This window comes from Microbulbifer sp. ABM4_008, from assembly GCF_056311705.1.
Map to the genome: position 1 here is coordinate 2,178,853 of NZ_CM149970.1, position 20,088 is coordinate 2,198,940.

Annotated in this window: 16 protein-coding genes; 14 read left to right on the plus strand and 2 right to left on the minus strand. The window is 50.2% G+C overall.

Annotated features, from left to right (window positions below; all coding sequences use genetic code 11):
- Positions 1-17 precede the first annotated feature (17 nt).
- From ACYX4J_RS09450 to ACYX4J_RS09465, 4 genes are all read left to right on the plus strand, one after another.
- On the plus strand, positions 18-1,259 hold the full coding sequence (locus ACYX4J_RS09450; protein WP_476178456.1) for a lipoprotein-releasing ABC transporter permease subunit: 1,242 nt from the start codon (positions 18-20) through the stop codon (positions 1,257-1,259).
- 61 nt (positions 1,260-1,320) lie between these two features.
- On the plus strand, positions 1,321-2,073 hold the full coding sequence (gene lolD, locus ACYX4J_RS09455) for a lipoprotein-releasing ABC transporter ATP-binding protein LolD (protein WP_413665861.1): 753 nt from the start codon (positions 1,321-1,323) through the stop codon (positions 2,071-2,073).
- The gene (locus tag ACYX4J_RS09460) at positions 2,066-3,325 is read left to right on the plus strand and encodes a lipoprotein-releasing ABC transporter permease subunit (RefSeq protein WP_476178457.1); all 1,260 of its coding nucleotides are present in this window, start codon (positions 2,066-2,068) and stop codon (positions 3,323-3,325) included. The genes lolD and ACYX4J_RS09460 overlap by 8 nt, the downstream gene beginning before the upstream one ends.
- A gap of 12 nt (positions 3,326-3,337) precedes the next feature.
- Positions 3,338-3,751 (plus strand): hypothetical protein, encoded by a 414-nt coding sequence (locus ACYX4J_RS09465; protein WP_476178458.1) that lies wholly within the window; start codon positions 3,338-3,340, stop codon positions 3,749-3,751.
- Here ACYX4J_RS09465 and ACYX4J_RS09470 read toward each other — a convergent pair.
- Complete coding sequence (locus ACYX4J_RS09470) at positions 3,741-4,265, minus strand: DUF2062 domain-containing protein (RefSeq protein ID WP_476178459.1); 525 nt, start codon at positions 4,263-4,265, stop codon at positions 3,741-3,743. The two genes, ACYX4J_RS09465 and ACYX4J_RS09470, sit on opposite strands and share 11 nt — an antisense overlap.
- 312 nt (positions 4,266-4,577) lie before the next feature.
- Here ACYX4J_RS09470 and ACYX4J_RS09475 point away from each other — a divergent pair, with 312 nt between their 5' ends.
- The 8 genes from ACYX4J_RS09475 to ACYX4J_RS09510 all read left to right on the plus strand — a co-directional run bounded on the left by ACYX4J_RS09475 (position 4,578) and on the right by ACYX4J_RS09510 (position 16,897).
- Positions 4,578-5,258 (plus strand): GntR family transcriptional regulator, encoded by a 681-nt coding sequence (locus ACYX4J_RS09475; RefSeq protein ID WP_476178460.1) that lies wholly within the window; start codon positions 4,578-4,580, stop codon positions 5,256-5,258.
- 3 nt (positions 5,259-5,261) lie between these two features.
- A complete protein-coding gene (prpB, locus tag ACYX4J_RS09480) occupies positions 5,262-6,140 on the plus strand; it encodes a methylisocitrate lyase (protein ID WP_476178461.1) in 879 nt (292 codons plus the stop codon).
- 110 nt (positions 6,141-6,250) lie between these two features.
- A complete protein-coding gene (gene prpC, locus ACYX4J_RS09485) occupies positions 6,251-7,378 on the plus strand; it encodes a bifunctional 2-methylcitrate synthase/citrate synthase (RefSeq protein ID WP_444905390.1) in 1,128 nt (375 codons plus the stop codon).
- Between the two features lie 126 nt (positions 7,379-7,504).
- A complete protein-coding gene (gene acnD / locus ACYX4J_RS09490) occupies positions 7,505-10,102 on the plus strand; it encodes a Fe/S-dependent 2-methylisocitrate dehydratase AcnD (protein ID WP_476178462.1) in 2,598 nt (865 codons plus the stop codon).
- A 3-nt stretch (positions 10,103-10,105) separates the two neighbouring features.
- Positions 10,106-11,284 carry a 2-methylaconitate cis-trans isomerase PrpF gene (gene prpF, locus ACYX4J_RS09495; RefSeq protein WP_476178463.1) on the plus strand — a complete coding sequence of 393 codons (1,179 nt, stop codon included), beginning with the start codon at positions 10,106-10,108 and terminating at the stop codon, positions 11,282-11,284.
- A gap of 625 nt (positions 11,285-11,909) precedes the next feature.
- Entirely contained in the window at positions 11,910-14,549 is a 2,640-nt protein-coding gene (locus tag ACYX4J_RS09500) for a TonB-dependent receptor (RefSeq protein ID WP_476178464.1), read from the plus strand.
- A 404-nt stretch (positions 14,550-14,953) separates the two neighbouring features.
- The gene (locus ACYX4J_RS09505) at positions 14,954-16,507 is read left to right on the plus strand and encodes an alkaline phosphatase D family protein (RefSeq protein ID WP_476178465.1); all 1,554 of its coding nucleotides are present in this window, start codon (positions 14,954-14,956) and stop codon (positions 16,505-16,507) included.
- Between the two features lie 144 nt (positions 16,508-16,651).
- On the plus strand, positions 16,652-16,897 hold the full coding sequence (locus tag ACYX4J_RS09510; RefSeq protein WP_444912950.1) for a DUF2164 domain-containing protein: 246 nt from the start codon (positions 16,652-16,654) through the stop codon (positions 16,895-16,897).
- A 58-nt stretch (positions 16,898-16,955) separates the two neighbouring features.
- On the opposite strand, the gene ACYX4J_RS09515 is transcribed toward ACYX4J_RS09510, so the two are convergent.
- Positions 16,956-17,888, minus strand: a complete 933-nt coding sequence (locus ACYX4J_RS09515) for a DMT family transporter (protein ID WP_476178466.1) — start codon at positions 17,886-17,888, stop codon at positions 16,956-16,958.
- Positions 17,889-17,991: 103 nt separating this feature from the next.
- On the opposite strand from ACYX4J_RS09515, the gene ACYX4J_RS09520 reads away from it, so the two are divergent.
- Both ACYX4J_RS09520 and ACYX4J_RS09525 read left to right on the plus strand, forming a co-directional pair.
- Entirely contained in the window at positions 17,992-18,897 is a 906-nt protein-coding gene (locus ACYX4J_RS09520) for a LysR family transcriptional regulator (protein WP_444893754.1), read from the plus strand.
- Between the two features lie 118 nt (positions 18,898-19,015).
- A complete protein-coding gene (locus tag ACYX4J_RS09525; RefSeq protein WP_476178467.1) occupies positions 19,016-19,630 on the plus strand; it encodes a nitroreductase family protein in 615 nt (204 codons plus the stop codon).
- Positions 19,631-20,088: the final 458 nt, after the last annotated feature.

Sequence of the window (20,088 nt, forward strand, 5' to 3'; positions counted from 1 at the left end):
CCGTTTAAATCGACCCTATGTTAAAACCTGTCCCCCTATTTATTGGTCTGCGCTACGTGGCTGCCCGCCGCAGGCAGCAGTTTATTTCCTTTATCAATGGCTTTTCTCTACTGGGAATGGCCCTTGGTGTTTTTGCGTTGATTGTTGTCGCTTCTGTTATGAACGGCTTCGATCGTGAGCTTAAAACCCGAATACTAAGTGTTGTACCTCACGGCTTTGTCGAGCGGGAAGGCGGTCTTGTGGACTGGGAGACACCTGCACGGCAGTTGGAAGCTCAGCCACATGTCGAAGCGACCAGCCCTTTTGTGAATGGCTACGCCCTCTTGAGTGCTCATGGCAGCAGTCACGGTGCCCAGTTCCAAGGTGTGGAACCGCAAGCGCTGCGCAAGGTGTCTACCGTCGGTGAGCATATGGTAATGGGTAACCTGGATTTGCTCGAGCCCCGCAGCTATGGGGTGGTTCTGGGGCGAATCCTTGCCCATCAGCTCAATGTGATTCCCGGAGATTCGGTAATACTGACCCTGCCAGAAGTCAGCGTGACCCCTGCTGGTATATTCCCCAGAACAAAGCGTTTCACGGTTGCCGGTGTTTTCTCTGTGGGGGCGCAGGTGGATCAGAATGTCGCGCTGATCAATATTGAAGATGCTGCGCGCCTGACCCGGATGACGGGCAAGGTCCAGGGGCTGCAGTTGCGCTTTGACGATATGGACAATGCGCTGGGGCTTGTTTCTGTTTATGCAGATGAGCTGGGCGAGGGTTTTCAGGGTGAAGACTGGGGGGATTCCCAGGGAAGTCTTTTCCAGGCAGTTAAAATGGAAAAGACCGTTGTCACGTTGATGCTGATGATCATTGTCGCCGTGGCCGCATTCAATATTGTCTCAGCACTAGTATTGATGGTTGCGGACAAGCGTTCCGATATAGCGGTGTTGCGAACATTGGGGCTTACGTCCCGTCAGATTATGGCGGTATTTGTGATTCAGGGCAGTGCCATTGGCATTATCGGCGCTTTTGCCGGTGCTGTTTTAGGCATCGTGATAGCGATGAACCTGACTGAAATGGTGAGCTGGATTGAGTCGGTAGTAGGCGCCAAGATATTTGATCCCCGTGTTTTCTTTGTTAGTTACCTGCCTTCTGAATTCCGTGTCGGCGATGCAGTGGTGGTGTTAACGGCGGCAATTTGTATGAGCCTGCTGGCAACGATATTTCCTGCCTGGCGAGCGGCACAGATTGAGCCGGCGGAAGCTTTGCGTTACGAATAATTTATATAAGTCGGCCTGTTTTGGTGTGATTTATAGATGTTGAGAGACAGCGAATAATTTGATGAACAGTCGAGTGGAAATAGATACGGAAAAAGCGCAGCCAGCTCCGGCCCCGGATGGTGCTGTTTTGGCTTGTCGGCAATTGCGCAAACATTACCGCCAGGGGGGCCGAGACCTGGAGGTTCTGAGTGGTGTTGAGCTCGAGGTAAAGCGGGGCGAGAAATTGGCCATCGTCGGCGCTTCCGGCTCTGGTAAGTCGACACTGCTCAACTTGCTTGGTGGTCTCGATACCCCAAGTTCCGGTGAGGTCTGGGTTGCGGGTAAGAATCTCGCTGAACTCAACGCCAATGAGCGGGGCTGGTTGAGAAATAGCAGTCTCGGTTTTGTATACCAGTTTCACCATTTGCTTAACGAGTTTTCCGCCCTGGAAAATGTCGCCATGCCATTACTGATAGGCAAACGTTCCGTTGCCGAAGCCCGCAAAGAGGCCGAGGCGATGCTCACAGCGGTAGGCCTGGGTGAGCGCATGGGGCACAAGCCATCACAGCTTTCTGGCGGTGAACGGCAACGGGTGGCTATTGCCCGGGCGCTGGTGACAAGGCCCGCCTGTGTTTTGATGGATGAACCTACCGGCAATCTGGATCGGGCTACGGGGGCAGAGATCCACAAATTGATGGATCGCTTGAATCAGGAGATGGGAATTAGCTTTGTGATCGTTACCCATGACCCGGATCTAGCGGCGGCCCTGGATCGCTGTCTGCATCTGATCGATGGGCGGCTGACTGCTGACTGGCACCAGGGTGATCATGTTTAAGCCTCTTCCCGCCTATATTGGGCTTCGCTATGCCGGTGCCCAGCGCAGAAATGACGATTCGGCCGGTTTGGTCTCATTCATTTCCGGTTTATCGATGATTGGTTTGATCCTCGGTGTCGCCTTGATGATTGTGGTGATGTCGGTGATGAATGGTTTTGACCGGGAGTTGCGCGAGCGAATCCTGGGAATCATGCCCCATGTCACTATTTACAACGGGAGCCCTGATGTGGATTGGGCCCAGTTGCGCCAACAATTGGTTTCCGACCCTGCGGTTCTCTCCGCGGCAGAAGTGTGGCAGGTCAATGCGCTTGCCAGGCGTGGGGCTGAAGTGACGCCGCTGTTGGTGCAGGGGGTCAACCCGGAGACAATTACCGAAGTCTCCAATATCGGGGACTTCCTTGAATCCTCATCCTTCGATGCCTTGCTTGACCCGTCTGAACCGGGTGTAGTTCTAGGTAAAGGGCTCGCTGAAAAGTTGGGGGTTGAGGCGGGTGATTACCTTTCCCTGATTGTGCCAAATAACGATAGTGCCACCGGTGCACGCAAGGCAGCCAGGGTTGCTGGATTTAAAGTGGCGCAGGTTTTTCACTCTGGCACTGTATTGGACCAATCTCTCGCCCTGGTTGCCTGGCAGCAGGCCAGGACTCTGGCTGGAGGTAGCGGTGGGGCAGGGGTCCAGTTACGGGTCAATGAAATGCTCGAGGCCAACTGGATTATGCGGCGTCTTCTGCAAGACCTACCTCGGGGCAATTTCTACGGCGCTGATTGGAGTCGAACCCACGGCAACCTCTACCAGGCTATTCAGATGTCCCGCAACCTGGTGGGGTTACTGGTTTTCCTGATTATTGCGATTGCCGCTTTTAATGTGGTTTCCACTTTGGTGATGGTGGTTATTGATAAGCATACTGATATCGCCATCCTCCGTACTATGGGTGCCAGTACCCGACAGATTTTGCTGACTTTTGTGAGTCAGGGGGCGCTGGTCGGGCTTGTGGGGGCTGTAGTTGGCGGTGCGTTGGGGGTGTTGGGCTCCCTGACGGTGACCAAATTGGTAGCGGGGCTGGAATCAATGCTCGGCATCCAGTTCCTAAAGTCTGATGTCTATCCCGTGGATTATTTGCCGTCCCAGTTGGTATGGGGAGACGTGGCACTGGTTGTGGCGGCGGGCTTTCTGCTTAGCTTGCTGGCAACTTTGTATCCGGCCTTTAAGGCCAGTCGGGTTCAGCCGGCAGCGGCCTTGCGCAATGAGTAGGGAGTTTCTGGGATGGTCAAGATCTCTCGAATCTTGCGCAAGTGTCTGCCAATTCCAGCAGCCATTGCTGCCTGGTGTATATCGGCTTACCTGACTTTACTTTTTGATGAATGGTTCAAGTTCATTTTTTGCCCTGGCGATCTGCTTGGCGGGTCAATATGTTATGGAGAAGGGTGGGATTTATGGCCTACTTGGATTGTTTCTGGAGGCGCCATATTTTCTGCACTTATGTCTGTCTGGGCGGCGGCATTGGCGGCCGCCGAAAATCGCTCATTGGTAGCACTGTGGACTTTTTTAGTGGGGTCTCTACTAGCTCTTTTTCTAGGGTTGGTCACTAATTACGTTTTTCCCGCGCTGCTGGCAATTATCGCAGGAGGCTTTGCGTACTGGGTGGTAGATAAAATCTGTGAGAAAGCTAACCGATAACAGACCGCCTTTGGATTCGCAACTTCCATCTTTTCACAACGTGCCAGCGCCAGAGGGCACGCATGGCAAAATAGGCCACTGTCGCAAAGAATGCCCCGGCAATCAGAGAGCCGGTAAATAGTGGCAGCCAGATCTTCCCGACTTCACTGGTCAACCATTCCCACGACAGTTCGATGCTGAAATCCACCGGTGGCGCCCCCAGAACCCAGGCGCCGAGCTTGTAAGTGCTAAAGAAAATAGCCGGCATGGTGATCGGGTTACTGATCCATACAAGAATCATCGACAAAGGTAGATTGCAGCGCAGCCAAAGTGCGAGCAGAGCGGCAATAACCATTTGTCCTGGCAAAGGGAGGAAGCTGGTAAATACGCCAACCGCAAATGCGACCGAGACTGAGTGTCGGTTCAAATGAAAAAGGTTGGGGTCGTGGAGAAGAGTCCCCAGAAATTTGAGGCCATTGTTGGCTCTAACTTCTTCGGGGCTTGGCAGCCATCGCCTGATAATACTCTTCGGCATAACTCTGTCTGTAACCTGGGTGGTGGCAGCCTAAAACAAGCGCTGTTCCGAGGCCTGGATATTCTTTCTGTGGGATTTTCCCTAAGCCCCAAATAAAGCATAGAGCGCTCGCGTTAGTCGAACAGGCTCATCTGGCGCGGGCGCTATTATGCCCACTTAAACATGGCAAGACTACTGCTCTGTTGAAAGTCACCTATTTTGCCCTATTGTCAACAATCCTCAATGTTTAATCGAGGATGCCTGCAGTTGACGAGAGAATGCTGGTGATTTAATGTCATGCCCCATTAAGATTGTCGACAATCCAGGTCTTGCATGACTGTAGTTGGTACTACCGGTTCAGCTTCAGAGGAGCGCCAAAGCCTTGCTGAACGCTTATTTCTGACTTTGCGCGCTGAAATTGTGGAGGGGCAAATCGCCTCTGGCAGCAAAATTAGCGAGCCGGAACTGGCGCGCCGCTTTAATGCCAGTCGCGGGAGTTTGCGCGAAGCAGTAATGCGCCTGGAGTCTTTGGGACTGCTGGAACGTAAGGTCAATGTCGGAGCCCGGGTTGTAGAGTTAAGTGAGCGCGGCTTACTGGAACTCTATGAAGTTCGCGAAGCCCTCGAGGGTATGGCTTGCCGTCTGGCAGCGGAACAGCGCACCGAGGAAGACCTGGTCGAGCTGCGCCAAATGCTCTATCACCATGAGCAGCAGGAAGAGCTGCAGGCCGGTAAGGCGTACTTCCAGCCGGAAGGGGATTTTGATTTTCATTTCCGTATCGTGCAGGCATCAAAGAATGATCTTCTGATCGATACCCTGTGCAATCGACTTTATTACCGTGTTCGTATGTATCGCTACCAGTTGGGGATGGCCAGTCCCCGGGCCCAGCGGGCTTTCCGCGAGCACAACCATATTATTGAGGCCATTGAGGCCGGGGATGGTGAGCTGGCGGAGCTGTTAATGCGCCGGCATATCCGCGCCTCGAGAATAAACATTGAAAAGAAACTGAGGTAGAGCATGAGCCAAAAGCCTTCTGCTGGCGCGCGTTTCCGCGCTGCACTCGCCGAGAATCAACCGCTGCAAGTGGTTGGTACCATCAACGCCTATTCCGCCATTATGGCCGAACGTATTGGTCACAAGGCGATTTACCTGTCTGGCGCCGGTGTTGCCAACGCCTCCTACGGTCTGCCGGACTTGGGTATGACCAGTCTCGATAATGTACTGGAGGATGTGCGCCGTATAACTGCTGCCAGTGAGTTGCCGCTTTTAGTGGATGTCGATACTGGTTGGGGCGGCGCTTTCAACATTTCCCGCACCATTAAAGAGATGATCCGCGCTGGTGCCGCTGCGGTACACATCGAAGATCAGGTAGCTCAGAAGCGCTGTGGCCATCGCCCGAATAAAGAGATTGTTTCCAAGCAGGAGATGGTCGACCGTATCAAAGCGGCAGTAGATGCCCGTACCGATGATGATTTCTTTGTAATGGCCCGCACCGATGCCTTTGCGCAGGAAGGGCTCGATGCGGCTATTGAACGCGCCCAGGCTTGTATTGAGGCTGGCGCCGACGGCATTTTCGCGGAAGCGGTTACTGAGCTGGAGCACTATCGTGCCTTTAAAGACGCGCTAAATGTGCCGATTTTGGCGAATATTACCGAGTTTGGTAAAACCAAGCTGTATAACACCAAAGATTTGGGCGAAGCGGGCGCAGATATCGTACTGTATCCACTGTCGGCGTTCCGTGCGATGAACCGCGCGGCGGAAAACGTTTATACCAGCATCCTGCAAAATGGCGATCAGCAAGCGGTTGTCGACACCATGCAGACCCGTGAGGAGCTGTACGATTACCTGAATTATCACGAGTTTGAGCAGAAGCTGGACGAACTTTTCAATAAGTAGGCATTACGGAGTTATTCAGAGGCTCCCAAGCTGCCCGGTGCGAAAGCCGGGCGCTGCGCTTTCAATTGGATGAATACAGCAAATGTGTATACAACAGGGGAAATAAGAAGATGGTAGAGAAAGCATTGGGCGGTGCTGGTCTGCGCGGCCAGGTAGCAGGTAAAACTGCACTTTCCACAGTGGGTAAATCCGGTTCCGGCCTGACTTACCGCGGTTACGATATTAAAGATCTGGCCCAGCACTGTGAGTTTGAAGAAGTTGCCTACCTGATTTTCTATGGGGAATTACCCACTGAGGGAGAGCTGGCGGAATACAAGGCGCTGCTGAAAGCCAAGCGTGGCCTGCCGCAGGCATTAAAAGAAGTGCTTGAGCGCATTCCGGCTGATGCCCATCCTATGGATGTAATGCGCACCGGTTGTTCCATGTTGGGTAACCTGGAAGGTGAAGAATCCTTCGCCCAGCAGTTGGATAAAGCCAATCGCCTGCTGGCCGCATTCCCCTCCATAATCTGCTATTGGTACCGTTTCACCCACGACAATGTGCGCATCGAAACTGAAACCGATGACGACAGCATTGGCGGCCACTTCCTGCATATGTTGCGCGATGAGAAGCCCAATGAACTGCACGAGCAGGTCATGAATGTTTCCCTGATTCTGTATGCAGAGCACGAATTTAACGCATCTACTTTTACCGCTCGCGTTTGTGCCTCCACTTTGTCCGATCTGTTCAGCTGCATCACCGGTGCTATCGGCACCCTGCGTGGTCCTCTGCATGGTGGTGCCAACGAAGCGGCAATGGAACTGATCGAGCGTTTCTCCAATCCAGACGAAGCAGAGAAAGAACTGTTGGGCATGCTGGAGCGCAAAGAGAAGATTATGGGCTTCGGCCACGCCATTTACCGCGAGTCCGACCCGCGCAATGAGATCATCAAAGGCTGGTCTGAAAAGTTGGCTGAAGATGTTGGTGATACCGTGTTGTACCCGGTATCTGTTCGCTGTGAAGAAGTGATGTGGCGTGAGAAAAAATTGTTCTGTAATGCAGACTTCTTCCACGCTTCCGCGTATCACTTTATGGGTATTCCCACAAAATTGTTTACCCCGATTTTTGTAATGTCCCGCGTTACCGGCTGGGCTGCACATGTTTTCGAGCAGCGCGCTGATAACCGCATTATTCGCCCGAGTGCAGAGTACGTAGGTGTTGAGCCTCGTACAGTAACTCCAATCGCTGAGCGCGGTTAATTTTCATTTCACTTTTGAAATGAGGCACACCCGGTGTGCCGGCTCCAGGTCGCCTTTGGTGAGCGGCCTGGAGCCACCCTCAGAAGAGACACGATTTTAAAAAAAGATTCGACTGATTTACCTGCTATGAATACTGATTACCGCAAATCACTGCCCGGTACAGACCTCGATTATTTCGATACCCGAGCCGCTGTTGACGCGATCCAGCCCGGAGCCTATGCCAAACTGCCGTATACCTCACGTATTCTGGCGGAAAACCTGGTGCGTCGCTGCGAGCCGGCAAAACTGACCGACTCCCTGAAACAGATTATTGAGCGCAAGCGCGAGTTGGACTTCCCTTGGTTTCCAGCCCGAGTGGTGTGCCACGACATCCTCGGCCAAACCGCGCTGGTAGACCTGGCTGGTCTGCGCGATGCCATTGCCGATAAAGGCGGTGATCCCGCCAAGGTAAATCCAGTTGTTCCCACCCAGTTGATTGTGGATCACTCCCTCGCGGTAGAGCACCCCGGATTTGAGAAGGATGCTTTTGAAAAAAATCGTGCAGTAGAGGAGCGTCGTAACGAAGATCGCTTCCACTTTATCAATTGGACCAAAACCGCATTTGAAAACGTCGATGTGATTCCCCCCGGTAACGGCATCATGCACCAGATCAATCTGGAGAAAATGTCTCCGGTGGTGCAGGTGCGCGAGGGCGTGGCCTTCCCGGATACCTGTGTCGGTACCGATAGCCACACGCCGATGGTAGACGCTCTGGGTGTGATTTCTGTGGGTGTTGGCGGCCTGGAAGCTGAGAGCGTGATGCTTGGCCGCGCCTCTTATATGCGTCTGCCGCATATTGTTGGAGTGGAACTCACCGGAAAGTTGCAGCCGGGTATTACTGGTACCGACTTGGTATTGGCTCTCACTGAATTCCTGCGCCGCGAGCGCGTGGTCGGCGCCTACCTGGAGTTTTACGGTGAGGGGGCTTCCAACCTGACCCTGGGCGATCGCGCCACTATTTCCAATATGACTCCAGAGTATGGCGCTACTGCGGCCATGTTCTCTATCGATGAGCAAACCATCGACTACCTCAAACTCACCGGCCGCGATGATGAGCAGGTAGCTTTGGTAGAGAAGTTTGCCAAAGAGACTGGCCTCTGGTCTGACACCTTGAAGGATGCCGAATACGAGCGCGTACTGAAGTTTGACCTGGATACAGTAGGTCGCAACCTTGCTGGCCCCTCCAACCCCCACGCGCTGCTGCCGGCCTCAGAACTGGCTAATCGTGGAATCGCTAAAGCCTGGGAAGAGAAAGCCGGTGAGATGCCCGATGGTGCTGTGATTATTGCCGCGATTACCAGCTGCACCAATACCAGCAACCCGCGCAATATGATTGCCGCAGGCCTGATTGCCCGCAATGCGAACAAGCTCGGCCTGACCCGCAAGCCCTGGGTCAAGTCCTCCCTGGCACCGGGTTCCAAAACGGTAAAAATGTATCTGGAAGAGGCCGACCTGCTACCGGATCTGGAGCAGATGGGCTTCGGCGTAGTGGCTTTCGCCTGCACCACCTGTAACGGTATGAGCGGTGCCCTGGACCCGAAAATTCAGCAGGAAGTGATTGATCGCGATCTGTATGCTACTGCGGTCCTGTCCGGAAACCGCAACTTCGACGGTCGTATCCACCCCTATGCCAAGCAGGCTTTCCTGGCTTCACCGCCGCTGGTCGTTGCCTACGCTATTGCCGGCACCATCCGGTTCGATATTGAAAAAGATGCGCTGGGATACGATGCCGATGGCAACTCGATTACCCTGAAAGATATCTGGCCCAGCGATGAAGAGATCGATGCGATCGTACGTCAGAGCGTGAAGCCACAGCAGTTCCGTGATGTGTATATTCCCATGTTCGAAGAGCGGGATGCCGCAGAAGAGCAGGGCCACGCACTCTACGACTGGCGCCCGATGAGCACCTATATCCGCCGCCCACCTTATTGGGAAGGTGCCCTGGCAGGCGAGCGCAGCTTGAAGGGCATGCGCCCGCTGGCGGTGCTGGGTGACAATATCACTACCGACCACTTGTCTCCGTCCAATGCGATTTTGGCCAGCAGTGCTGCCGGTGAATATCTGGCGAAAATGGGGCTGCCTGAGGAGGACTTTAACTCCTACGCGACTCACCGTGGCGACCACCTCACTGCCCAGCGTGCAACTTTCGCCAACCCGAAGCTACTCAACGAAATGGTGCGCGATGATAACGGCGAGGTCCGTCAGGGCTCCCTGGCTCGAGTCGAACCGGAAGGGCAGGTTACCCGTATGTGGGAAGCCATCGAGACCTACATGGATCGCAAGCAGCCGCTGATTATCATTGCTGGTGCCGATTACGGGCAGGGCTCCTCCCGTGACTGGGCTGCGAAAGGTGTGCGCCTTGCCGGTGTGGAAGCGATTGTGGCCGAAGGCTTCGAGCGAATTCACCGCACCAACCTGATCGGTATGGGGGTATTGCCGTTGGAGTTTAAGTCGAGCACTACTCGTGAAACCCTGGGTATCGACGGTACCGAGAGTTTTGACGTTATCGGTGAGCGCACTCCCCATGCCACGCTGACCTTGCTTATCCACCGCGCTAATGGTGAGACGATTGAGGCTCCTGTTACCTGTCGCCTGGATACCGCAGAAGAAGTTTCCATTTATGAGGCTGGAGGTGTTTTGCAGCGCTTTGCTAAAGACTTCCTCGAAGCAGAAGCGACGGCCTGAGTTATGAAGTTTGCTCCTCAAGTAAAAATCCCCGCGACTTATATGCGCGGGGGAACCAGCAAGGGTGTTTTCTTCCGCTTACAAGATCTGCCTGAAGTTGCACAAGTGCCGGGGCAGGCCCGTGACAACTTGCTGCTGCGCGTGATTGGTAGTCCAGACCCCTACGGTAAGCAAACCGACGGTATGGGTGGCGCTACTTCAAGCACCAGCAAAACGGTAATTTTATCGCCCAGCGATAAAGCCGATCACGATGTGAACTACCTGTTTGGTCAGGTTTCCATCGATAAGCCGTTTGTTGATTGGAGTGGTAACTGCGGCAATCTCACTGCCGCCGTGGGTGCCTTTGCCATCAATAGCGGTTTTGTAGAGCCCGCCAGAGTGCCAGAAAATGGCATCTGCACCGTGCGCATCTGGCAGGCCAATATTGGCAAGACCATTGTTGCCCATGTACCTATGACCAATGGTGAAGTTCAGGAAACCGGGGACTTTGAGCTGGACGGAGTGACTTTTCCGGCGGCTGAAGTGGAAGTGGAATTTATGGACCCTGCCGACGGTGAGGGTGCCATGTTTCCTACCGGTAACCTGGTCGATGATCTGGAAGTGCCCGATGTAGGTGTGCTCAAGGCCACCATGATCAATGCTGGCATTCCGACAATTTTCGTCAATGCAGAAGATATTGGCTACACCGGCACTGAATTGCAGGATGCCATTAATGGTGACAGCAAAGCACTGGCGATGTTTGAGAGCATTCGCGTTCACGGTGCGGTAAAGATGGGATTGGTTCCTAACATTGAAGAAGCTGCCAATCGCCACCATACCCCTAAGGTTGCTTTTGTCGCTAAACCGCAGGATTACACTGCATCCAGTGGCAAGGCAGTGGCATCTTCTGAGGTCAACCTCCTCGTGCGTGCCTTATCTATGGGCAAGTTGCACCACGCCATGATGGGCACGGCAGCAGTAGCCATTGGCACCGCTGCAGCGATCCCGGGCACTTTGGTTAACCTTGCAGCTGGCGGGGGTGAGCGCAGCTCTGTTTGCTTCGGCCACCCATCGGGTACCTTGCGTGTGGGTGCTGAAGCCAAAGAGGTCGAAGGTCAGTGGGCTGCTACCAAGGCTATTATGAGTCGTAGCGCTCGAATCCTAATGGAAGGTTGGGTGCGAATACCTGGCGATAGCTTTTAGGACTTTGGTGATTTCTTTACAGGGGGCCTTTTGGCCCCTTTTTATTTTCCTACTGTAAAAATTATTAGGAATCGGTTTTAAATTTTTACTCCAATCAAATTTAATATTCCGTATATATTTAAATTAATAGGCGAATATTAATCTCAGTAATCCTGACAATAACTTTTCTTCCGGTTTTCCTGTGTTTTCCGGTAGGTTTTTATCTGAGAAAAAAGCTGTGTTTTTATCATTGTGAGACAGGGCTTGCCTTAATAGTCACATCTAGATCTGTTTAGATATAGCCTTTATTGCTCAGCGTACGTATATTTAAGGCCTGCTGTTGGGATGCGAGGCGTTGGGTGAGCAAGCAGATAGACTCTAAAAAACTCCCAACATTCGTAGAAAGCTGGTGTATGAATCCTACGGTTTCAGTACTTACTTGACTTGCTGGTCGCAGCTAGTGACAACAAATTGTGAACTAGTCCTCTTTGTCCTAGTCGCGATCCGCTCTATCGTATCTGAGTTTCTTACGTCCCTTCTTTTTGAGATTTTAGCCTAGCCGCCGTACTGCCGACGGCCCTATGGGATGGCCATTCATTAAAAAATAAATGTGGCTTTCCTTTTGCAGCAGATTGGAGAGACATCAATGAGAATTAAAAAACCACTTACCTTTGCAATTGCAATGGCAAATGTCGCGGTAGTGTCGGCTTGGGCTCAGGAAGATAGCCAACAGGATGACGATTGGGCGCTGGAAGAAGTAACGGTTACCGCAACCAAACGCGAAACCAATTTGATGGACACCCCCGTAGCGATCAGTGCATTTACGCAAGAAGAGCTCGATCGCCAGGGTATCAAGAATGTAAAAGATCTGGGCAACACTATCCCCAACGTGGATATTGGCTACGATGCTTCCCAGTCCTCCCCAGTAATTTCTATGCGCGGCGTGCGCTCCACAAATACTAGTGAACTTGGCGATCCGGCGGTAGGCTTGCACTTTGACGGTATTTACTCTGCACGTCCTCAGTCCGCAATGGCAATGATGTTTGACTCCGAAAGGGTTGAAGCCATGCGTGGGCCGCAGGGTACCCTGTATGGACGCAACTCCACAGTAGGTGCCATCAACGTCATCTCCAAAAGACCGGTAATTGACGAATTTGAAGGTTCTGTCGGTGTTGAACTTGGCCGCTGGAATCAAGAGCTGGTTAAGGGTGTTATCAATATTCCGGTTTCTGACACCTTCGCACTTCGCGCATCCTTTATGGATGAAACGCGTGATTCCTACCTGACTGGTTATTATGATGCTAACCAGTACGATAATCGCTACATTGATGCTGATAGCCTTGGTGCATCTACTCTTTCCGACGATGCAGAACGCACTTTTACCCAAAATGGAAACTGGTGGGCATCTGAGGATGTTTCCCTGGTAAGGGCTGATGCAGATGACTTCTATGGGAATGTTGATCAGCAAGCCGTACGTATTGGTGCCCTGTGGGAACCAACTGAAGATATTTCCTGGTATGCCGTAGTTGAGCATTATGAGGACAAAAGTGCCGGTGGTATTAATACCATTGACTGTGATAAAGCTGATGAGCGCGATGATGGCGTAAATTGCGAAACTTATTACGGTTCCGGCGCGGATGAATACACTGTAGCTGTGAATGTTCCTGGTGAACTTGATCTTACCATGAGTGCATTCCGTTCCAACTTCCGCTGGGACTTTAGCGATAGCATGGCATTTGTGTACAACACTGGCTATGCAGTACAAAACCGCAGCAACCTGATCGATGTTGATGCCGGCCGCAATACTTGGGATATGAGCATGAGCATCACAGATGCAGAGAATGTTTCATATTCCCATGAGCTTCAACTCCAATCTACAGATGATGCTCCGCTTCAATGGATTACAGGCCTGTTCTACTTCCATGAGTCCAATGACCTCAATGGTTACTTCCTGGCTTCACTGGATAACGCCGTGTTCTGGCGTCAGCCAGAGAGAAATGTCGATGCGCTTGGGGCGTTTGCCCAGGCAACTTATAGCCTCACTGATACTCTGCACCTGACACTTGGTGGCCGTTATACATATGATGAAAAAAGTGATGAGGGTGGCAATAACTTAAGTTGTACACGTGACTGGTCACTTGATACTGATGCAACTGGTGAATACGGCTGTTTCCCTGCATACAGTCAGGCGCTCTTTAATGAATTGTCTACCGGTTACTTTGCTGATGACTCAATTTATACCGTATCCACATACAATGACGTTAGTGATGACTGGGAAAATGCGGATTTCCGTATCGGCCTTGATTACGACCTGACTGATGATGTGATGCTCTACTCTTACGTTGCATCCGGGTTTAAATCTGGTGGTCTAGGTGATGTAATTACCCAATATGAGCAGGACCCAGATACTGCCGAATACATTTATGATGATGATGGCAACCGTGTTGTAGCTGCGACTTTTGATACCAACTACGATGAAGAGACTGTGGTCACTTTGGAGCTTGGTGCCAAAGGGACTTTCCTGGATGGTCGCTTGAACCTTGCCAATACTTTCTTCTTCTCCAAGTATAAAGATATGCAGCTGGCCGCGCCGGATACTGCGTATACTTTTTATGTTAAAGAGGTTGATGATGAAGGCAATTTGACGGGAGAAGTTACGACAGAGCCTGCCGTAATTTATCTCACAAAAAATGCCGCCAGAGCCGAAATAATGGGAATGGAGTTTGAGTTTGACTGGGCTCCATATCCAAATGGCCGAATTAGTGGTTTTGCCACTTGGATGAAAACAGAAATTACCTCTGATTTCTGGAACCGCTGGAACTTCAATAACCAGTCTCTGTTTGAGATTGATGACTGGGGTGCAGCTCACGATAACAGCAACGAAGAACTCTACCGTAACCTGAAAGGTAATGAGCTTCCGGCATCACCTGAGTTCAGCTTTACTATCAATTATGACCACACCTTTGAGTTAGCCCACGGTGGAGCGATTATTCCATTTGTTGGTATTCACTGGGAAGATGAGTCTTACCTGACTTACTGGAATGTTGATAAGCACGATTTCCCCACTGGTGATACTTCTGCTTTTGATGACAGCCGTGATTCTTTCTGGGTGGTAAATGCTTCTGTGAAGTATGTAAGCCCCGACGATCAGTGGAATGTTGAAGCTTTTGGTAACAACCTGACTGACGAAGTTGTTCCGTACTATGCAGATGGAAGTGATGGCCTCGTATCCGGTCCATTCTCTACCCCAATGAGCTACGGTGTGCGCTTTAACTACAACTTCTAAGTAGTTTTTACTAAGCGAGTATGAAAAAAGCCGGACTGTATTGTGCAGTCCGGCTTTTTTATTGCCTTATGAACCTCTCGCTTACCAATATACTAATTACATGATGTCGCAGATCTAATGATGTAATTAATTCAGCTGTTTTGAAAAAAATAATATTGTGAGCTATCTAGAGCAATAAATAATCTGTTGCTGAAATTACCCCAAAATATGCGTTGTAAGCTATTTGGAGGCAACTGTGAGTGTAAATACTTACATGGGTATTTTAGATTTCCGATGAAATAGGGGCTCGCGTTTTAAAGGGAGTCTAGCTTTAACCTGTTTGTCATCATCGTTTGCTTCACTTGCGCGTCAACATTTATACCGTGGCAAGGGCAAGGGCAAGGGCAAGGGCAAGGTTGCTTACAATGAACAGATTTGATCGACGGACGCTTTTAAAATGGGGTGGGCTGTTAACCGTTAGCGCTATGGCGCCATCGCTGAGGGCCAGTAGTGATGTGCTCGATTATGAGTATGATGGGTTCGCTAGTACCTCGAGCCACTTTATGCATGGCGTAGCCTCCGGAGACCCAACAGCCAATTCGGTTATTATTTGGACAAGGGTAACCACTGAGGAGGTTTTCCCCCTTGTCTATTGGGAAGTGGCACTAGATGAGGCATTTAGTCAGGTTGTTTCATCCGGGTATCTACAAACGGATGAGTCAAAAGATTTTACGGTTAAGCTGGATGTTACAGAGTTAAATTATGGTAGAGATTATGTCTATCGATTTAAGTACAGGGATCAGGTCTCTTCTGTAGGTCGTATAAAGCTAGCTCCAGCCTCTGGTGAGGAAGCTCCTTTTCTTAAGTTTGTGGTCACTTCCTGCTCACACTTTGAGCATGGAGAGTTTGTGGGTTACCGAGATATGGTGGAGCGGGAACAGAATATAGATGCCGTTATCCACCTCGGGGATTACTCCTATGCATCCTCAAATTCTGGTGACTACCGTAAGTTTGAGCACTCTGACTTTAAGTTTGATCGGGAGAGTTACCGAGCAAGATATTCTGAAATCAGAAGGGATACATTTCTACAGCAAGCTCATCAAATGCACACCTGGATGGTGATTTGGGATGATGGCGACCTGAGAAATGGTGTCTGGAGAGAAGGCCCGGAAATCAATGGGGCAGACTTCGAGGAAGTGATGGAGGCTGCTATGGAAACTTTTTTCCTTTGGATGCCAATCCGTTACATTGCACCGCGGCGCGTATGGCGCTCTATACCTTATGGTGATATGGCCGATATCTTTTTCCTGGACATGTGCTTCTATGATCGGGATGAGCCAATCAATGATATGCCAGATAACCTTGAGAAGCGCCAACCTATTTTTGCAGAGCTTGATTACATTGGCCGGAGTATTATTGGTCAGGAACAGGCTGCTTGGTTTGAGCAGACTATAAAGCAGTCTAATGCGCGTTGGCGAATTGTCTGTTCTGGAGCGCCGGTTTTTGAATGGTGGAATAATTATTCACCGAGCGCCTGGAGAGGATACCCCCAATCCCATAAATGGTTGTTGAATCTGTTTAGTGAGCTTGAAGATAATATTGTGGTTTTATCCGGGGGATTACATAAAGCAATGGCCTCAGGGCTAGCTTTAGATCCTTTTGCTGATGATTACAATGCAGGTAGAGATAATGTCGCGATTGAAATAACGGCTCCCTCCCTCACTCGTGGAGATGGTGGTGCTATATGGTACGAAATTGCAGACAACCGGAGCACTGAGACTACGCTAAAGAAAAATCCTCATATGAAGTTCCGTAAGGGGAATAGGGCGGGTTACTTAATTAGTAAATTTGAGAGTGATCAATTTACCGGCCGCTGGCGACTCTATGATACCGTGAGATCTAAAAATGGCCCGAGCGCTGATACTTACGGAGATATTATCAGTGAGTATGGGACATCAAAAATTAAAATAGTGGATTAAATATTGTCGCAGTAAATAGCCGGCAAAGTTTTGATATTAGATGCCGCCTCAGATACCACCATATGGTGGTTCGGTAAGAAGTCTGGGGCTAGGATTGCTGCATCTGTGTCATACTTGCACACTTTCTCTATTGGGGGTGGCGGTATGTCTGAAATACAGTTGGAAGAAAGACGGAAGTTAGAGCTAATCGAAAAGGTTAGAGGTTATCTGTCTAAAGAATTTGAGCTGGAAATTGGCGGTTTTGAAGCGGAGTTCTTTATTGATTTCCTTGCAAAGGAGATGGGGGCCGGCTTTTATAATCAGGGTTTACATGATGCTCAAGTAATAGTGTCCTCCAAGTTGGAGGATATTTCTGATGCAATTTATGAGATAGAAAAGCCTGTCGACTAGAATTATTGCACCTGTTGATGGCAGTGCGATTCTATCTCTTATAAGCTGTTCAGAGATATTATTCCTTAGGTTTTTCCGCCTGGATAAATAGCATAGCTACAAAAACCAACACTATTCCAGGTGTGAAACTGATATTAAAGTTTGCCATTTCCAATACTATGGCCACTATTAGTACAAATATCGGATTCAAGAAGCTATACGCCGCAACTTTGGTTGCCCCGATCTTTAACGTGCTGAATTGCAGCAGGAAAAAACTAATTAAAGTTGAGAATAGGGCTAAATAGATTAGCCCGCCGTAAGTCTCGGTGGGTATATTTTTCCATTCTATCTGATTCAAATTTGGAAAAGAGAGCAATAGTAACCAGAGTGCGCCAAATAGAATAACCCAGAATGTCATGACCTCTGTAGGCTCCCCTGTGTGAACCTTCTTGATAAGCGGGTTATATAAACTGAGTGATATAGCACCTAGGGTGAATATCCAATCCCCTTTGTTTAGGTCTAGCGTCATCGCTGTTGAGATACTCCCCTTGAATACAATCCAGGCTGCACCCAGAGTCCCAAGGGTTAGGCCAATAACTTTGCGGGTGCTGCTCCGATCGCCATTGATGATCAAAGTAAAGATGGCAGTCATCGCCGGAACGGTTGTAAAAAGAGCGCCGGTATTTACTGCGGTGGTGTATTTGAGTGCTTCAAACATACACCAGAAAAAGATAACCAATGGGATACTGAGTAGTGCATACCCCAGCAGTTTTTTTGGCTCTGGAAGCTGAATCCCGTGCTTTAAAAATATGAAGGGTGCAAATAGTCCCGCCGCAATTAAGAATCGAATCAACATCATGGAATCCGCCGGGAGTGAATCGGCGATTAACTCCCCAACAGGAAATGATCCTGCGACCAGTAGTGTACAAAGTATCATCAGGCAGTGAACCCACCAGAGCGAGGTGTTGGGGCTTGTAGTTGATGGGGTTATGTCCCTGGAAAGCTCACTCATGCTTCTTCCCTCTATTAGCGAGAGATAAGTGTATGTCGTTTCTGGTAAACTGATAATCCAGCATTATAGACACTCACTGTTGAGGAGAAGGAAACAGTCGCCTATGGAGACAATTGCAGCAATTCCAATATTTGTGACTGTGGCAGAAACCGGTGGCTTTTCCCCGGCGGCAAAGTTACTTGGCATCTCAAAATCAGCGGTAAGCAAGCGGGTTACCCAGTTGGAGCTGCAGCTTGGGGTGAAGCTTTTGCACAGAACTACGCGAAAGTTGAGCCTGACGGAGGCTGGGGAGCATTTTTATGAGCACGCACGCATTGCTTATAAATCGGCCAAAGATGCACAAGACGCAGTTCTGCAGCTACAGGGGGAGCCTCGGGGGCGCTTGCGGATCAATGCTCCTATGTCCTTTGGTAGATTGCATCTGGCTCCCTTAATTCCCGTATTTATGAAGCGTTACCCCGAGATTAGTATCGACATGGTACTGGACGATAAAGTTGTCGATTTAGTGGGGGAGGGCTTTGATATCGCTATTCGCGGAGGTGACCTTCCCGATACCAGCCTGATTGCCCGCAAACTTGCACCCCTGAAAAGTGTACTTTGTGCGTCACCAGCCTACTTGAAGGAATTTGGAGAGCCCACAGAACTGGAACAGTTGAGTGCCCATAATTGCCTGATTTTTACTTATTCCAGGGATGTGAAAGAGTGGGGTTTTATCAAAGACAATCACTTACATACCATCGAAGTGAAGGGTAACTATCAAGTAAATAATAGCGAGGCACTGAGGGAAGCTCTTCTTCAGGGTGTAGGGATAGGCCGCTTACCCACCTTCGTGGCAGGACCAGACATTGAGGCTGGAAAGCTAATTCCTCTATTTGAGGAGTACCAGATGCCTGCCAAGTCTATCTACGCGGTTTTCCCTGAGCGGCAGTTTATGCCAGCCAAAGTCCGCGCGTTTATAGACTTTGCAATAGAGTACTTTGGCGGCGATACACCTTACTGGGATCAGTAAACTGTTAACTTTTTGTCAACAGTAAGTCTCCGCCGAGCCCCATTGTCAACAATAGGGAAACCAAATAAGCTTCTTCTCATCGACATTCAATCAACGAACGATAGTCAGAGAGAAACTTATGGAATTGTTTAAAGCTGTTGAATCCCGCCGCTCGGTTAAGCATTTCGATGTCACTGCAGAGATGCCTGCCGAGGACTTCACCCGTCTGGTCCAGGCGACTATGTTGTCGCCGACTTCTTACAATATTCAGCACTGGCGTTTCCTGCGCATCACTGACATTTCCCTCCGTAGCCAGCTTAAAGATGCAGCCTGGGGGCAACAGCAAGTAGAAGATGCTTCTGAGTTGATCATACTTTGTGCAGATATTAATGCCTGGAGCGACCGGCCGGAGCGGTACTGGGCCGAAGCGCCGAAAGAGGCTAGGGATGTGTTAGTGCCAATGCTAACTGAGTTCTACAAGGGTAAGCAGCAACTACAGCGGGACGAGGCTATTCGAAGCTGCGGATTGGCAGCACAAACCATGATGTTAGCGGCAAAGTCGATGGGATATGACACAGGTGCAATGGTTGGGTTTGACCCAGAGAGAGTCGCTGAGCTAATCAATTTGCCCGAAGGTTATTTGATCGGGATGATGATAGTGATTGGAAAAGCGGCAAAAGTTGCGAATAGGCGTGGTGGACAGCTGTCGATAAATGAGGTCTTGTTTGAAAATAGCTTTTTAGGAAACGATTAATAGGCTGGATTAGTATACGAATAATTCAAAATTGGCCAATGACTAATGTAAATAAGTGCAATTACGATGATTGTTTAGCTGGATTAACCTAGGGAGCCTCTGAATAACTCCGTGATACCTCTGGCATGCAGAGCGGTTCACAATAAAGGCGCGGCTTCGCAGGAATGTCTAGACCTTTCAAGAAGTCGCAACGCGGAGTGTGAATCGCTCTGCAAGCCCCGAAGGGCGGGCCTTGAAGGCCGCACCTGCTGCGTTGCCGCTCTTGCCAAGGGCTACGGCCATTCGCGGCGAGCTGCGCCTAACATCTGCAACCTTCAAGGCCCGCAGAGGCATTACGGAGTTATTCAGAGGCTCCCTAGCTAAACATATTGATTTGTTGAAGTTATATATTGTGTGCCCCTGCTGGACTACTTCCCGTTGAGATTAAATCGCGATCCTTGGTGTTTAACTGTTGGTAT

Coding starts and splice junctions, on each gene's coding strand:
- ACYX4J_RS09460 (WP_476178457.1), top strand. CDS start 2,066: ATGTTTAAGCCTCTTCCCGCCTATATTGGGCTTCGCTATGCCGGTGCC.
- ACYX4J_RS09500 (WP_476178464.1), top strand. CDS start 11,910: ATGAGAATTAAAAAACCACTTACCTTTGCAATTGCAATGGCAAATGTC.
- ACYX4J_RS09470 (WP_476178459.1), bottom strand. CDS start 4,265: ATGCCGAAGAGTATTATCAGGCGATGGCTGCCAAGCCCCGAAGAAGTT.
- ACYX4J_RS09520 (WP_444893754.1), top strand. CDS start 17,992: ATGGAGACAATTGCAGCAATTCCAATATTTGTGACTGTGGCAGAAACC.
- ACYX4J_RS09475 (WP_476178460.1), top strand. CDS start 4,578: ATGACTGTAGTTGGTACTACCGGTTCAGCTTCAGAGGAGCGCCAAAGC.
- prpB (WP_476178461.1), top strand. CDS start 5,262: ATGAGCCAAAAGCCTTCTGCTGGCGCGCGTTTCCGCGCTGCACTCGCC.
- prpC (WP_444905390.1), top strand. CDS start 6,251: ATGGTAGAGAAAGCATTGGGCGGTGCTGGTCTGCGCGGCCAGGTAGCA.
- ACYX4J_RS09515 (WP_476178466.1), bottom strand. CDS start 17,888: ATGAGTGAGCTTTCCAGGGACATAACCCCATCAACTACAAGCCCCAAC.
- ACYX4J_RS09450 (WP_476178456.1), top strand. CDS start 18: ATGTTAAAACCTGTCCCCCTATTTATTGGTCTGCGCTACGTGGCTGCC.
- lolD (WP_413665861.1), top strand. CDS start 1,321: ATGAACAGTCGAGTGGAAATAGATACGGAAAAAGCGCAGCCAGCTCCG.
- ACYX4J_RS09505 (WP_476178465.1), top strand. CDS start 14,954: ATGAACAGATTTGATCGACGGACGCTTTTAAAATGGGGTGGGCTGTTA.
- ACYX4J_RS09525 (WP_476178467.1), top strand. CDS start 19,016: ATGGAATTGTTTAAAGCTGTTGAATCCCGCCGCTCGGTTAAGCATTTC.
- ACYX4J_RS09510 (WP_444912950.1), top strand. CDS start 16,652: ATGTCTGAAATACAGTTGGAAGAAAGACGGAAGTTAGAGCTAATCGAA.
- ACYX4J_RS09465 (WP_476178458.1), top strand. CDS start 3,338: ATGGTCAAGATCTCTCGAATCTTGCGCAAGTGTCTGCCAATTCCAGCA.
- acnD (WP_476178462.1), top strand. CDS start 7,505: ATGAATACTGATTACCGCAAATCACTGCCCGGTACAGACCTCGATTAT.
- prpF (WP_476178463.1), top strand. CDS start 10,106: ATGAAGTTTGCTCCTCAAGTAAAAATCCCCGCGACTTATATGCGCGGG.